Raw genomic sequence first — 12,991 nt, 5'->3', positions numbered from 1 at the left:
GCGCGCGCGCGCCGCTCCCCGGGCTCGCGATGCTTGGGCCGCGCCCCGGGGGGCGGCGGGGCCCCCCCCCCCCCGCGGTTGTGTGTGCGGGCGCGCGGAGTTCCATCCGGGCCGCCGGGGCTTTGCGCCCGGGGCGCGGCGGGATTTATCCGGGGCGCGGCGGTTTGGTCCGGCGAACCACCGGAGCTCGATCGCACGGGCGAGCGGCCGGGCGCCATACGTTCGGGCACAACGTCCGCCTCGCGGTCCGGCGAGCCGACGCTCCGGCCGGTGTCGTGGGTCGGCAGATTTGCGGAAGGTCTGATTCCGCTACCGGCTGGTCACCACCGGGCCCGGCCACTATGGTGCCGCGGGTGACCACGATGACCGTGCCCTCCCCCGACTTCGTGATGCTGCGCGGTCGGCGGTTCGCCGTGACCGATTTCGGCGGACCGGGCGACCCGGTCCTGGCCCTGCACGGCCACTTCGGCCGGGGCCGGATGTACGCGCCGCTGGCCGCCGCCCTCGCCCCCGAACGGCGGGTGATCGCCCTCGATCAGCGGGGGCACGGGCTGACCGGCGGCGGTGGCCCCTTCACGCTGGACGAGTACGTGGCCGACGCCGCCGCGCTGCTGCGGGAGTTGGGTCTCGGCCCGGTCCCGGTCATCGCCCACTCCACCGGCGCGGTCGGCGCGTACGCGCTGGCCGCCCGCCATCCGGACCTGGTGAGCGCGCTCGTCGTCGAGGACATCGGCGCGGTGACGGACCGTCCGGTGGTCAGCCATCCCGTGCTCGATGTCTCCGGGTGGCCGACCTGGGCCGTGGACCGGGAGAAGCTGCGCGCCGCCATCGAGTCCCGGGGCATTCCGGACGCCTCGTACTTCCTGGACAGCGCCGAGCCGGACCCGCAATCGGGCGGCTGGCGGCTGCTGTTCGAGCCCAGCCACATGATGGCGTCGCAGCAGGCCATGTGCGGTGACTTCTGGGACGACTGGCTGGGCTCCTCCTGCCCCGCGCTGCTGATGCGCGGCGAGCACAGCTCGCTGCTGCCACCGGGCCACGCCCACGAGATGTCCACCCGCCGCCCCAACACCAGGCTCCGCGAATTCGGCGGATGCGGTCACTGGATCCATGACGACGCGCCCCGGCCGTACGCCCGCGCGGTCCGTTCGTTCCTGAGCGCGCTGTAGCGGGCGTCCGGCGGGTCGTGACGCCTGCGGCGGGCTGTTCCCCTCCCCGCCCCTTCCCAACACCTGACGATATGCGGCTCCGCCGCGTGGGGGGCTCCGCCCCAGACCCCGGGGCCCTGCCACGCGGCGGACACCTCCGTGGTCGCGTCTCCCCCGTCCCCCGCACGCCCTCCGGGCGTGGCCTCAATCGCCGGCCGGGCTTGACGGCGAGCGGTCAGGCCCAGGGCAGCTCCGAGCGGTGTCGCCAGTAGGTCTCCGGGGGCTCGGCCAGTCGCTCCAGCAGGGCCAACCGGGACTCGTCCAGGCGGAGGTCGGCGGCGGCCAGGTTGGAGCGCAGCTGATCCATCGTGGCGGCGCCGGAGAGGACGACCGTCACCCAGGGCCGGTGCAGCACCGCGGCCAGGGCGACGGCGTCCGGAGTGGCGCCCGTCTCCTCGGCCACCTGGCACAGGGCCTCAGGAAGCCGCTCGGCGGCCTCGGTGAGCCGGCCGTTGGCCACTGCTTCCTTGACGATGACCGCCCGGCCCGCCTCATGGGCCTCGGCCAGCGCCGCCCCGGCCGAGGGCTCCAGCAGGTTGTAGGTGGACTGGACGGTACGGAAGAGCGGACGGCCGTCGACCTCCACGGCCAGCGCGGCCCGGATCGCCTCGGCCTGGCGCGGACCGCTGGTGGACACGCCGACCGTCACGCCCTCCGCGGCGAGCCCGGCCAGCCGCGCGTGCAGTTCGGGGTCGGTGAGGGCGGGGCTTTCTGGGGTCACCGAGTGGATCTGGTAGAGGTCCAACCGGTCGCCGAGCAGCGCGTCGGTCAGCTCACGCTGCCGGTCGAAGGTCGCGACGCCATGGTCCTTGACCTCGTGGGTCTCGGCGTCCGTACGCCACTCGGCGACATACGTATAGCCCCACTTGGAGCCGACGACCACGTCCCGGGCGGCGTCCGGGCGGTCCCGCAGCCAGTCGGCGAGGAACTCCTCGGCCCGGCCGTAGGAGCGCGCCGCGTCCAGATAGCGCACTCCGGCGGCGTACGCGGCGTCCAGCAGCTCATGGCTGCGCCGACGCATCACCTCGACCGGGCGCTCGGCCGGGAGGTCGCGGTCCCGGCCGAGGTTGATGTAGGCGGGGCGGCCGACCGCGGCCAGGCCGAGCCCGATCCGGGCCGTCCCCGCTCCGGGGGCCGCGATCTCCGTGAGACGTTCGACGCCCATACTCCGTGTCCCCACCTCTCCCTTTCGGTCTGTCGCTGTCAGCGCTTGGCGCCCGCCCACGCGTACTGGGCGGCCAGATCCTCCTTGACCTCAGCGAGCTGGGCCCGCACCGCCACGGGGGCGGTGCCGCCGCGTCCGTCGCGCGAGGCCAGCGCGCCCTGCACATTGAGGACGCCGCGGACCTCCGGCGTCAGATGCGGGGAGATCTTGGCGAACTGCTCATCGGTGAGCTGGTCGAGCTCGATGCCCGTCCGCTCGCACTCCTTGACGCATTCCCCCGCGACCTCGTGCGCCACCCGGAACGGCACGCCCTGCCGCACCAGCCATTCGGCGATGTCGGTGGCCAGCGAGAACCCGGCCGGGGCCAGCTCCTCCATGCGCTCGCGGTTGACGGTCAGCGTGGCCATCATCCCGGTGAAGGCCGGCAGCAGCACCTCGAGCTGGTCGCAGGAGTCGAAGACCGGCTCCTTGTCCTCCTGGAGGTCGCGGTTGTACGCGAGCGGCAGGGCCTTGAGCGTGGCCAGCAGCCCGGTGAGGTTGCCGATCAGCCGGCCGGACTTGCCGCGGGCGAGCTCCGCGATGTCCGGGTTCTTCTTCTGCGGCATGATCGAGGAGCCGGTGGAGAAGGCGTCGTGGAGGGTCACGAAGGAGAACTCCTTCGTGTTCCAGAGGATGATCTCCTCGGCGATCCGCGACAGATCGACGCCGATCATCGCGGTGATGAACGCGAACTCGGCGACGAAGTCACGGGAGGCCGTGCCGTCGAGCGAGTTGGCGGACGAGCCCCGCTCGAAGCCGAGGTCGGCGGCGACCGCCTGCGGGTCGAGACCCAGCGAGGACCCGGCCAGCGCGCCCGAGCCGTACGGCGAGACGGCGGTGCGCTCGTCCCACTGCCGCAGCCGCTCCGCGTCCCGCGACAGCGCCTGGACATGGGCGAGGACATGGTGGGCGAAGAGCACCGGCTGGGCGTGCTGGAGGTGCGTACGGCCGGGCATCGCGACGTCCGGGTGCGCCTCGGCGAGCCCCACCAGGGCCTGCTGGAGGTCGGCGATCAGCCCGCCGAGGATCCGGGCGTGGTCGCGCAGATACATCCGGAAGAGGGTGGCGATCTGGTCGTTGCGGGACCGTCCGGCCCGCAGCTTGCCGCCGAGGTCCGGGCCCAGCCGCTCCAGCAGTCCGCGCTCCAGGGCGGTGTGGACGTCCTCGTCGGCGATGGTGCCGGTGAAGTCGCCGGAGGCGACATCGGCTTCCAGCCGGTCCAGGCCCGCCAGCATCCGCTCCAGCTCATCGGCGGTGAGCAGCCCCGCCGTGTGCAACACCCGGGCGTGGGCGCGGGATCCGGCGATGTCGTACGGCGCCAGGCGCCAGTCGAAGTGCACGGAGGCGCTGAGCTTCTCCAGTGCCTCGGACGGGCCGTCGGCGAAGCGGCCGCCCCAGAGCCGGACGTCACCGCTGTTGCCGTTGCTCACGCTGTTGCTCCTGTCGGCTGTGGGTGTGCGACCGCCTCCCCGCCGCGGGGCGGGGAGGCGGCTCGTGCTGCGTCGCGTACGTCGGGTACGCGGGCTTGACGCTGGTGCGAAGGCTACTGCCGCAGGTCCCGCTTCGCGGCGATCTTGCTGGACATCCCGAAGATCTCGATGAAGCCCTTGGACAGCGACTGGTCGAAGGTGTCGCCGGTGTCATAGGTCGCCAGGTGGAAGTCGTACAGCGAGGTGTGCGACTTCCGTCCGGTGACGACGGCCCGGCCGCCGTGCAGGGTCATCCGGATCTCGCCGGACACGTACTCGTTCGCCTCGGCGATGAATCCGTCCAGGGCCCGCTTGAGCGGCGAGAACCACAGACCGTCGTAGACCAGCTCGCCCCAGCGCTGCTCGACCTGCCGCTTGTAGCGGGCCAGCTCGCGCTCGACGGTGACGGCCTCCAGCTCCTGGTGGGCGGTGATCAGCGCGATGGCGCCGGGCGCCTCGTAGACCTCCCGCGACTTGATGCCCACCAGCCGGTCCTCGACCATGTCGATCCGTCCGACGCCCTGGGCACCCGCCCGCTCGTTCAGCCGCTGGATGGCCTGGAGCACGGTGACGCGCTCGCCGTCGATCGCGACGGGGACGCCCTTCTCGAAGGTGATGATCACCTCGTCGGCCTCGCGCGGGGTGGCCGGGTCGGAGGTGTACTCGTAGACGTCCTCGATCGGCGCGTTCCAGATGTCCTCCAGGAAGCCGGTCTCCACGGCCCGCCCGAAGACGTTCTGGTCGATCGAGTACGGGGACTTCTTGGTGGTCGCGATCGGCAGGCCCCTGGCCTCGCAGAAGGCGATCGCCCTGTCCCGGGTCATCGCGTAGTCCCGGACCGGCGCGATGCAGGTCAGATCGGGTGCGAGGGAGGAAATACCGGCCTCGAACCGCACCTGGTCGTTCCCCTTGCCGGTGCAGCCGTGGGCGACGGTCCCGGCGCCGTGCTTGCGGGCGGCGGCCACCAGGTGCTTCACGATGGTCGGCCGGGACAGCGCGGAGACCAGCGGGTAGCGGTCCATGTACAGCGCGTTGGCCTTGATCGCCGGAAGGCAGTACTCCTCGGCGAACTCGTCCTTGGCGTCCGCGACCTCCGCCTCGACCGCCCCGCAGGCGAGCGCGCGCTTGCGGATGACGTCCAGGTCCTCACCGCCCTGGCCGACGTCCACGGCGACGGCGATGACCTCGGCATCCGTCTCCTCGGCGATCCAGCCGATGGCGACGGAGGTGTCCAGGCCGCCCGAGTAGGCGAGTACGACGCGCTCGGTCACGGGTGCCTCCTTACGATCCATACGCTTCTCTGCATGAGTATGCACTAGACCGTATGTTTCGTCAAAATGGCGGGCGGCGGATCCCCACCCGGTCACCTCTCCGTACGCCGCCGGACGTCGGCCATCAGCTTGACCAGCAGCCCGGTGAGCACCGTGCGCTCCTCGTCCGACAGGCCGCGCACGAGCCTGGCCTCGCGGCCGAGCACGGTGTCGACGGACCGCTCGATGAGGGCGTGACCCTCGGCCGTCAGGCACACCAGGACGGTGCGCCGGCCGGTGGTCCCGGGCCTGCGCAGGACGAGGCCGTCCCGCTCGGCCCGGGCGACGCGCTGCGAGATCGCTCCGGCGGTCACCAAGGTCCGGCGGGCGATCTCGCGCGTGCTCAGGGCGTAGGGCGGGCCGGAACGGCGGATGACGGACAGCAGATCGAGGGTGGCCGCGTCGATTCCCGCCGCCCGCAGCGCCCGGTCGCGGTCGTCGGCGAAGAGCTTTCCCAGCCACCAGATGGGGGTGACGATCTCGATCGACTCCGTGGGGGCGCCCGGCCGTTCCCGCTGCCAGGCCGTGGCGATGTCCGCGGCGGAGTGGACGCCCCGGGGATCCTCCGAGGAGCCATGGGGGCCGGGCTCCGGGACATCGGGGGCGGGGTCGGGGTCAGGGTCGGCCATGGATGCGTCCTCCTGTCGCCATGAGTTACGTTTAGACCTAAACGTAGCTGAGTGGAGGAGGACTTGTGAGCCGGACCGTGCTCATCACCGGTGGCACCAGCGGCATCGGCCGCGCCATCGCGGAGGCGTTCATCGCCGACCAGGCGGAGGTCTTCATCACCGGCCGCCACCCCGACACCGTCGAACAGACCGCCAAGGAGACGGGGGCGCACGGCGTCGTCTGTGACGCCGGCTCCCCCGAGCGGGTCGCCGCCCTCGCCGACCGGCTCGGCGAGCTGGACGTCCTGGTCAACGCGGCCGGCGGACTGCCCGAGGCGGCGTCCGACGACCTCCCGCCCCTGGACGCGCTGCTCGCCCAGTGGCACAGCAGCCTGTCCCAGAACCTGCTCACCGCGGTGCTGACCACCGCCTCGGTCCAGGAGAAGCTGACCGGCGGCAGCTCCGTCATCAGCATCGGCTCGATCGGCGCCGAGCGCCGGGGCGGCTCGTACGGCGCGGCGAAGGCCGCCCTGGCGGCATGGAACGCCTCGACATCCGCCGAACTCGCACCGAAGGGCGTCACCTGCAATGTCATCTCCGCGGGCTTCATCGCCGGTACGAACTTCTTCCAGGGCGGGATGACCGACGAACGCCGCGGCGCGCTCGTTGCGGAGACCCACAACAAGCGCGCGGGCACGGTCGAGGACATCGCCCGGACCGCCTTCTTCCTGGCCTCGCCCGGCGCACGGCACATCACCGGCCAGACCATTCACGTCAACGGAGGCGCTTTCACCACGCGGTAGCACCTGCCCATTCGGCCGCCGGGCTGAGACCATGGCGGGGCGGGGAGCGCAGCTGCGGACCGAGGGGGAGTCGGGGCCGGTGCAGAAGAAGCAGATGATGGTGCTCGGCGCATTCGTGGTCGGGGTCCTGTGGATCAACAACCACGGTGACGGCAACACCCGCGACGGCAAGTCGCCGAATCCGCATCAGACGGCCCGGTATCCCGTCCACTTCGAGAAGGACGACGGGAAGGACGACGGGAAGAAGGGCGGTGGGAAGGGCGACAAGAAGCAGCCTGAACCGCGCTCAACGGTGTCCTACCCGATCAAGTTCCACCATCGATGACATCCGTACCGGTACGGACGGGAGACCGCTCCGGCCGAGACGACTCCCACCCGCCCAAGGCCGTTCATGGCGCCGTGGGAAGGCGTTCGGAAGCGGAACGCACGCTAACCGCCATGAATCACCTGAACACTGCCCCCAGCCGCCGCCGGTTCCTCGCCGCGGCGGCCGGCGTCGGCGCCACCGCCGCCGGGACGTCCGGGGTGGCGGCCGCCGCCACCGGCCCGCGGCCGCTGCGCGTGGCCACGTTCAACATCCACCACGGCGCGAGCCCCACCGACGTACTGGACCTGGAGCGCGTGGCCCGGGTGATCCAGACCATGCGGGTGGACGTCGTCGGCCTGCAGGAGGTCGACCGGTACTGGAAGCGCAGCGGCTTCGTCGACCAGCCCGCCTGGCTCGGCGAGCGGCTGGGGATGCGGCACGCCTTCGGCGCCAACCTCGACCTGGACCCGGAGGAGCCCGGCCGGCCGCGCCGTCAGTACGGCACCGCGGTGCTCTCCCGCCGGCCGATCCGGTCCTGGACCAACACCCATCTGCCGCTCGTCCCCGGCCATGAGCAGCGCGGTCTGCTCCAGGCGACGCTGGACGTGCGCGGCAGCTGCGTCGAGTTCGCCGTGACGCATCTCCAGCACAACGACAGCCAGGAGCGAGAGCGGCAGTCCGCCCGGATCGTCGAGCTCCTCGGGTCCTCCCCCGAGCACACCGTCCTGGTCGGAGACCTGAACGCCACGTCCGAGACCCCGGAGATCCGGGCCCTGACCGACGTGGTGGGCGATGTGTGGCCCCAGGCCGGCACCGGCGACGGCTTCACCTACGACTCCGTCAACCCGCACGCCCGGATCGACTTCCTCCTCCCCTCCCGCGACCTGCGCCCGCTCACCGCCCAGGTGTTCACGGCGGACCCGGAGGCGTCGGACCACCTGCCGGTGGTGAGCGAGCTGCTGCTGCCCGTGCGCCATCGCCGGTGACGCCCGAAACCTGTGAATCCTGAGCCGGACCTGTGAGCCACGGCCGAAACCTGTGAATCCCGGCGGCCTTTGAGTCATCCCGCGCTCGGGGCCGTATTCCCTTGCGCCGGAGCCCAAGGGAAGGGGACAGGCCGTGACGACGCTACTGAACAGCCGGGCCGGGCGGCGGCAGGCCATGCGCCGCATCCAGCCTCGCCGTTCGCATGCCGTGCCGTTGATCCTGCTGAGTCTGGCAGGTGCGGCGGCGGTGCTGTCGCTGTGGTGGCAGAACACTCCGAACGTCGAAGGCACCGCGCAGTGGCTGACCCACGCCGGGCGGCTCAGCGGGCTGCTCGGCGGCTATGTCCTCGCCCTCGTCGTCCTGCAGATGGCGCGCGTTCCGGCGCTGGAGCGGCGGGTGGGGTCGGACCGGGTCTCGCGGTGGCACGCGTTGAGCGGGCGGTACGCGCTGTGTCTGATCGTGGCGCATGTCGGGCTGATCATCGCGGGCTACGCGGAGCAGGCGGGCACCGGCTTCGTCGACCAGTCCGTCACCGTGGTCATGGACTACCCGGACATGATCAAGGCGGTGGTCGGCACCGCGATGCTGGTGGTGATCGGGCTGATCTCGGCGGGAATGGTGCGCCGCCGGATGCCGTACGAGGTCTGGTACTACCTGCATCTGCTCACCTATCTGGCGGTCTTCCTGACGTTCTGGCACCAGCTCGCGACCGGCGCCGAGTTCGTCGGGAACAAGACCGCGGAGACCGCCTGGTACGCGCTGTACGGCACGGTCACCGCGCTGGTGGTCTGGTACCGGCTGCTGGTGCCGCTGCGGCTGAACCTGCGGCACCGGATGCGGGTGGAGGCCGTCGTACCGGAGGCGCCCGGAGTGGTGTCGGTGCTGATCAAGGGGCGCAAGCTGCACCGGCTCGGGGCGCAGGCCGGACAGTTCTTCCGATGGCGGTTCCTGGCCCCGGGGATGCGCTGGGGCTCCCATCCGTACTCGCTCTCCGCGCCGCCCCGGCCGGAGCTGCTGCGGATCACGGTGAAGGCGGTGGGCGGCCACAGCATGGGGCTGGCCTCGCTGGAGCCGGGGACGCGGGTGTGGGCGGAAGGGCCGTACGGGGCGATGACCGCGGCGCGGCGCAGCCGCGGCAAGGTGCTGATGATCGCGGGCGGTGCCGGGATCACCCCGATCCGGGCACTGTTCGAGACGCTGCCGGGCAAGGGCAGCGACCTCACCCTGCTCTACCGGGCCCGCAGCGTCGGGGACCTGGCGCTGTGGAACGAGCTGAAGCAGATCGCGACCGAGCGCGGGGCCCGGCTGCTGTACGCGGTGAACGGCCCGGACGGCGCCCGGCCGGAGATCACCGCGGAGCGGCTGGGCCATCTGCTCCCCGACATCGAGGACCACGACGTCTATCTGTGCGGCCCACCGGGCCTGGCCGAGCACGCGTACGGGGCGCTGCGCGAGGCGGGGGTTCCGGATCGCCGGATCCACCACGAATCCTTCGAGCTGTGACCGAGACGTCCGAGGCGTGACCCAGTCGTTTGAGCCGTGACCCAGTCGTTCGAGCTGTGACCGAGGTGAAGCCATGAAGAGGAAGCATCCGCTGCGCCGCATCGTCGTGGGAACGGCGGCCACCGTCTCCGGTGTGGTGCTGCTGCTCGCGCTGAAGCAGCCAGGTTCGGGGGGCGGCCAGACCGTCGCCGAGAACCAGCCGGGCCAGGCGCCCCCCGTCGCGGCCACGGCACCGCCGGGCGGGGGCGGCGCGGGGGCCGGGGCGGGTGCGGGCGGCGCCCGTACGGTCACCGGCGACACCGTGCAGACGCAGTACGGCCCGGTCCAGGTGAGCCTCACCGTCAACGGCGGGAAGATCACCGGCGCGCAGGCGGTCAAGACGCCGGACTCCGGGCCGCGCAGCGATCAGATCGCCAAGGACTCCATACCGAAGCTCAACCAGCAGGCGGTGTCCGCGGCGAAGGTGGACACGGTCTCCGGAGCCACCTACACCAGCGAGGGCTACGCCAAGTCCCTGCAGAGCGCGCTCGACAAGGCGGGTGCCAAGTGATGTACGGAATGGGCGAACCCGAGCCGCTGCGCCATGTCGAGCACGTCATGGGCACGGTCTTCTCCTTCGACGTCCGCGAGGTCGCGCCCGCCGACCGGCCCCGGGTGCAGGCCGCGCTGGACGGAGCCGTGGTGGGGCTGCACCGGGTGGACGAGCTGTTCTCCACCTATCGCCGGGACAGCCAGATCAGCCGGCTGGGGCGCGGTGAGCTGACGCTGTCGCGCTGCGATCCCGAGGTCCGGGACGTACTGCGGATGTGCGAGGACGCCGAGCACCGCAGCGGCGGCTGGTTCACCGCCCGCTACGCCGGTGGCCGCCTCGACCCGACGGGCCTGGTCAAGGGCTGGGCGGTGGAGCGCGCCGCCCAGATGCTGGTCTCCTCCGGCGCCGGGTCGGTGTGTGTGAACGGCGGCGGCGACGTCCAGGTGCACGGTGGCCCCTGGCGGGTGGGCATCGCCGATCCGCTGCGCCGGGGTGAGCTGGCGGCGATCGTGGAGGCCCGCGGCGAACTGGCCGTGGCCACCTCGGGCCCGGCCGAGCGGGGCTGCCACATCCTGGACCCCCACACCGGGCGCCCCCCGGCGCAGGGCCTGGCCTCGGTCACCGTGATCGCCACCAGCCTGGCCGACGCGGACGCCGTGGCCACCGCGGCCTGCGCCATGGGCGCCGAACGCGCCCGCCCCTGGCTGGGACGGCTCCCCGACGCCGAGGCATTCGTCATCACCGCGGACGGCTCCACCTGGCACACCAGCGGCTTCGCCCGCTATTCGGCGGAGCTATGGGTATAGGACGATCGCTCTGTACTAGACGATCGCTCTGTACTAGACGATCGCTCTGTACAAGACGATCGCTCGGTATAAGACGATCCCTCAGCGGCGCTCACTCCTGGTCGCGGATCGCCTCGGCCAGGACCTGGACATGGCCGTGGTCGAGGTCCTTCACGGCCGTGAGGAGGGTCAGGGGGCCGGAGGCGGTCAGCTCGCGGAGGTGGGCGACGGCCTCGTGGCGCTCCGGGGTGGTGAGCTCGGCGCGGTAGCGGCGGGTGAATTCCGGGAAGAGGTCCGGGTCATGGCCGTACCAGCGGCGCAGCTCGGTGGACGGGGCGGCGTCCTTGGCCCATTCGTCCAGCTGGGCGTCGGCCTTGGCGAGGCCGCGCGGCCAGACGCGGTCCACCAGGACGCGGGTGCCGTCGTCCGGGTCGGGGGCGTCGTACACCCGGCGGATCCGGATCGCGGGCTCGGTCGCGGACGCTCGCGCGGAGGCTTTCCTGGTGGCCATACGCCAATGGAAACATCGACCCGGCGACCACCCACAGGGATAATGCGCCACATGGGAAAGGTGTACGAACGCATCGACGGCAGACTCCGCACCTTCATCGAAGAGCAGAAGATGTTCTTCACCGCCACCGCCCCGCTGGCCGGGGACGGCACGGTGAATCTCTCCCCGAAGGGGCTGACCGGCTCCTTCGCCGTGGTCGACGAACTGACGGTGGCCTATCTGGACTTCGCGGGGAGCAACGCGGAGACCATCGCCCATCTGCGGGAGAACGGCAGGATCACCCTGATGTGGTGCGCCTTCACCGGCCCGCCGAACATCGTGCGCGTCCACGGCCGGGGCGAGCCGGTGTTCCGTGACGATCCGCGCTTCTCCGCGCTGCTGGCGCACTTCCCGGACATCGACGTCAACGACCACGGGCTGCGGGCGATCATCGTGGTGACGGCCGAGCTGATCCGGGACACCTGCGGTTACGCGGTCCCGTATCTGGACTACCGCGAGGACCGCCCACTGCACGCCTCCCGCTTCCAGCGGGAGGACGACGAATCGCTGGACCGCTACTTCCACAAGAAGGAGCACATCGCCAGCAGCATCGACGGTCTGCCGGGGCTTCCGCTGCCGCTGCCGCCGCTCGGTTCGTCATAGTGGGTGTAGTGACCACATAACGAGACGGTGTTGCGGAAGGCGGCTCCGGAAGCGTTCCATCACGCGGTGCGATCCGAATCGAAGAGCTCCGCGGCCAACTCCTCGACGACGGCGGGGCAGGCGCCCTCGTCGTCACCGGAGCCCGCTGCCGACGACCGGGCGGCCCGGCGGGCCGTCACCGTCTTCCCCCTCCTCGTCCTCGCCGCCGGTGCGGCGGGCCTCACCACGCCCGGCACCTTCAGCGGCTGGGCGCCGAACGTGCCCTATCTGCTCGGCGTGGTGATGTTCTGCATGGGGCTCACCATGACCCCGCGGGACTTCTCCGGTGTGGTCAAGCGGCCGTGGGCGGTGGCGCTCGGGCTGGTCGCGCACTATGTGATCATGCCGGGGCTGGGATGGCTGATCGCCAACGCCCTCGGTCTCTCCCCGCAGTTGGCGGCCGGTGTCATCCTGGTCGGCTGTGCGCCGAGCGGAACGGCCTCCAATGTGGTGACGTATCTGGCGCGCGGCGATGTGGCGCTGTCGGTGTCGGTCGCCACCGTCTCCACGGTGCTCGCGCCGCTGGTCACCCCGCCGCTGACGCTGCTGCTGGCCGGGGAGTTCCTGCCGGTGGACGCGGGGTCCATGGTCACCGACATCCTCAAGACCGTGCTGCTGCCGGTGGTCGGGGGGCTGGTCGTACGGCTGGTCGCCGGGCGGTTCATCCAGCGGGTGCTGGGGCTGCTGCCCTGGCTGTCGGCGGTCACCATCGGCGTGATCGTGGCCATCGTGGTGGCGGCCAGCGCGGACGCCATCAAGTCGGCGGCGGCGCTGGTACTGCTCGCCGTGGTGCTCCACAACGGGCTCGGCCTGGCGCTGGGCTACGGGGCCGGCAAGCTGGCCCGGCTGGGCGCGCCCGCCAGCCGGGCCATGGCCTTCGAGGTCGGCATGCAGAACTCCGGGCTCGCCGCCTCCCTGGCCGCCGCCCACTTCAGCCCGCTGGCCGCGCTCCCGGCCGCGGTGTTCTCCGTCTGGCACAACGTCTCGGGGGCGGTGGTGGCGGCTTGGATGTCGTACCGTGCGCGCAGGACGGAGACCGGCTGACGGCGACGGCCTGGCCATTCCACGGACGCGGCTGACGGC

General features: G+C 71.7%; 14 protein-coding genes. 9 read left to right on the top strand and 5 right to left on the bottom strand.

The window, feature by feature from the left end; all coding sequences use genetic code 11:
* Positions 1 to 362 precede the first annotated feature (362 nt).
* Positions 363 to 1,169, top strand: coding sequence for an alpha/beta fold hydrolase (locus ACFXB5_RS08595; protein WP_385204257.1), 807 nt, complete (start codon positions 363 to 365; stop codon positions 1,167 to 1,169).
* Positions 1,170 to 1,383: 214 nt separating this feature from the next.
* Here ACFXB5_RS08595 and ACFXB5_RS08590 read toward each other — a convergent pair whose 3' ends face one another.
* The 4 genes from ACFXB5_RS08590 to ACFXB5_RS08575 form a co-directional block, all read right to left on the bottom strand.
* Positions 1,384 to 2,373: an aldo/keto reductase gene (locus ACFXB5_RS08590; RefSeq protein ID WP_385204131.1), complete on the bottom strand. Its 990-nt coding sequence runs from the start codon at positions 2,371 to 2,373 to the stop codon at positions 1,384 to 1,386.
* A gap of 38 nt (positions 2,374 to 2,411) precedes the next feature.
* Positions 2,412 to 3,842, bottom strand: a complete 1,431-nt coding sequence (argH, locus tag ACFXB5_RS08585; RefSeq protein ID WP_385204128.1) for an argininosuccinate lyase — start codon at positions 3,840 to 3,842, stop codon at positions 2,412 to 2,414.
* A 113-nt stretch (positions 3,843 to 3,955) separates the two neighbouring features.
* Entirely contained in the window at positions 3,956 to 5,152 is a 1,197-nt protein-coding gene (locus ACFXB5_RS08580) for an argininosuccinate synthase (RefSeq protein ID WP_385204125.1), read from the bottom strand.
* A 92-nt stretch (positions 5,153 to 5,244) separates the two neighbouring features.
* A complete protein-coding gene (locus ACFXB5_RS08575; RefSeq protein WP_385204122.1) occupies positions 5,245 to 5,820 on the bottom strand; it encodes a MarR family winged helix-turn-helix transcriptional regulator in 576 nt (191 codons plus the stop codon).
* A 65-nt stretch (positions 5,821 to 5,885) separates the two neighbouring features.
* Between ACFXB5_RS08575 and ACFXB5_RS08570 the strand changes: the two genes are divergently transcribed.
* The 6 genes from ACFXB5_RS08570 to ACFXB5_RS08545 all read left to right on the top strand — a co-directional run bounded on the left by ACFXB5_RS08570 (position 5,886) and on the right by ACFXB5_RS08545 (position 10,737).
* Complete coding sequence (locus ACFXB5_RS08570) at positions 5,886 to 6,602, top strand: SDR family NAD(P)-dependent oxidoreductase (protein ID WP_385204119.1); 717 nt, start codon at positions 5,886 to 5,888, stop codon at positions 6,600 to 6,602.
* Between the two features lie 31 nt (positions 6,603 to 6,633).
* Positions 6,634 to 6,927 carry a hypothetical protein gene (locus tag ACFXB5_RS08565; protein WP_385204116.1) on the top strand — a complete coding sequence of 98 codons (294 nt, stop codon included), beginning with the start codon at positions 6,634 to 6,636 and terminating at the stop codon, positions 6,925 to 6,927.
* A gap of 113 nt (positions 6,928 to 7,040) precedes the next feature.
* Complete coding sequence (locus tag ACFXB5_RS08560) at positions 7,041 to 7,895, top strand: endonuclease/exonuclease/phosphatase family protein (protein WP_385204113.1); 855 nt, start codon at positions 7,041 to 7,043, stop codon at positions 7,893 to 7,895.
* A 175-nt stretch (positions 7,896 to 8,070) separates the two neighbouring features.
* Positions 8,071 to 9,399 (top strand): ferric reductase-like transmembrane domain-containing protein, encoded by a 1,329-nt coding sequence (locus tag ACFXB5_RS08555; RefSeq protein ID WP_385204255.1) that lies wholly within the window; start codon positions 8,071 to 8,073, stop codon positions 9,397 to 9,399.
* 73 nt (positions 9,400 to 9,472) lie between these two features.
* The gene (locus tag ACFXB5_RS08550) at positions 9,473 to 9,949 is read left to right on the top strand and encodes an FMN-binding protein (RefSeq protein WP_385204111.1); all 477 of its coding nucleotides are present in this window, start codon (positions 9,473 to 9,475) and stop codon (positions 9,947 to 9,949) included.
* Between the two features lie 8 nt (positions 9,950 to 9,957).
* Positions 9,958 to 10,737, top strand: a complete 780-nt coding sequence (locus tag ACFXB5_RS08545) for an FAD:protein FMN transferase (RefSeq protein WP_385204108.1) — start codon at positions 9,958 to 9,960, stop codon at positions 10,735 to 10,737.
* Positions 10,738 to 10,828: 91 nt separating this feature from the next.
* Here ACFXB5_RS08545 and ACFXB5_RS08540 read toward each other — a convergent pair whose 3' ends face one another.
* On the bottom strand, positions 10,829 to 11,227 hold the full coding sequence (locus ACFXB5_RS08540; RefSeq protein WP_385204105.1) for a DUF488 domain-containing protein: 399 nt from the start codon (positions 11,225 to 11,227) through the stop codon (positions 10,829 to 10,831).
* Between the two features lie 51 nt (positions 11,228 to 11,278).
* On the opposite strand from ACFXB5_RS08540, the gene ACFXB5_RS08535 reads away from it, so the two are divergent.
* Both ACFXB5_RS08535 and ACFXB5_RS08530 read left to right on the top strand, forming a co-directional pair.
* The gene (locus ACFXB5_RS08535; RefSeq protein ID WP_385204103.1) at positions 11,279 to 11,869 is read left to right on the top strand and encodes a pyridoxamine 5'-phosphate oxidase family protein; all 591 of its coding nucleotides are present in this window, start codon (positions 11,279 to 11,281) and stop codon (positions 11,867 to 11,869) included.
* A 66-nt stretch (positions 11,870 to 11,935) separates the two neighbouring features.
* Positions 11,936 to 12,952: a bile acid:sodium symporter family protein gene (locus ACFXB5_RS08530; RefSeq protein WP_385204100.1), complete on the top strand. Its 1,017-nt coding sequence runs from the start codon at positions 11,936 to 11,938 to the stop codon at positions 12,950 to 12,952.
* The last annotated feature ends 39 nt before the right edge of the window (positions 12,953 to 12,991 follow it).

The sequence above is a fragment of the Streptomyces sp. NPDC059455 genome, from assembly GCF_042750115.1.
In the GTDB taxonomy this organism is placed as follows: Bacteria; Actinomycetota; Actinomycetes; order Streptomycetales; family Streptomycetaceae; genus Streptomyces; species Streptomyces endocoffeicus.
Note: the sequence above shows the minus strand (reverse complement) of the source record. Positions and strands in the feature narration are given on the sequence as shown.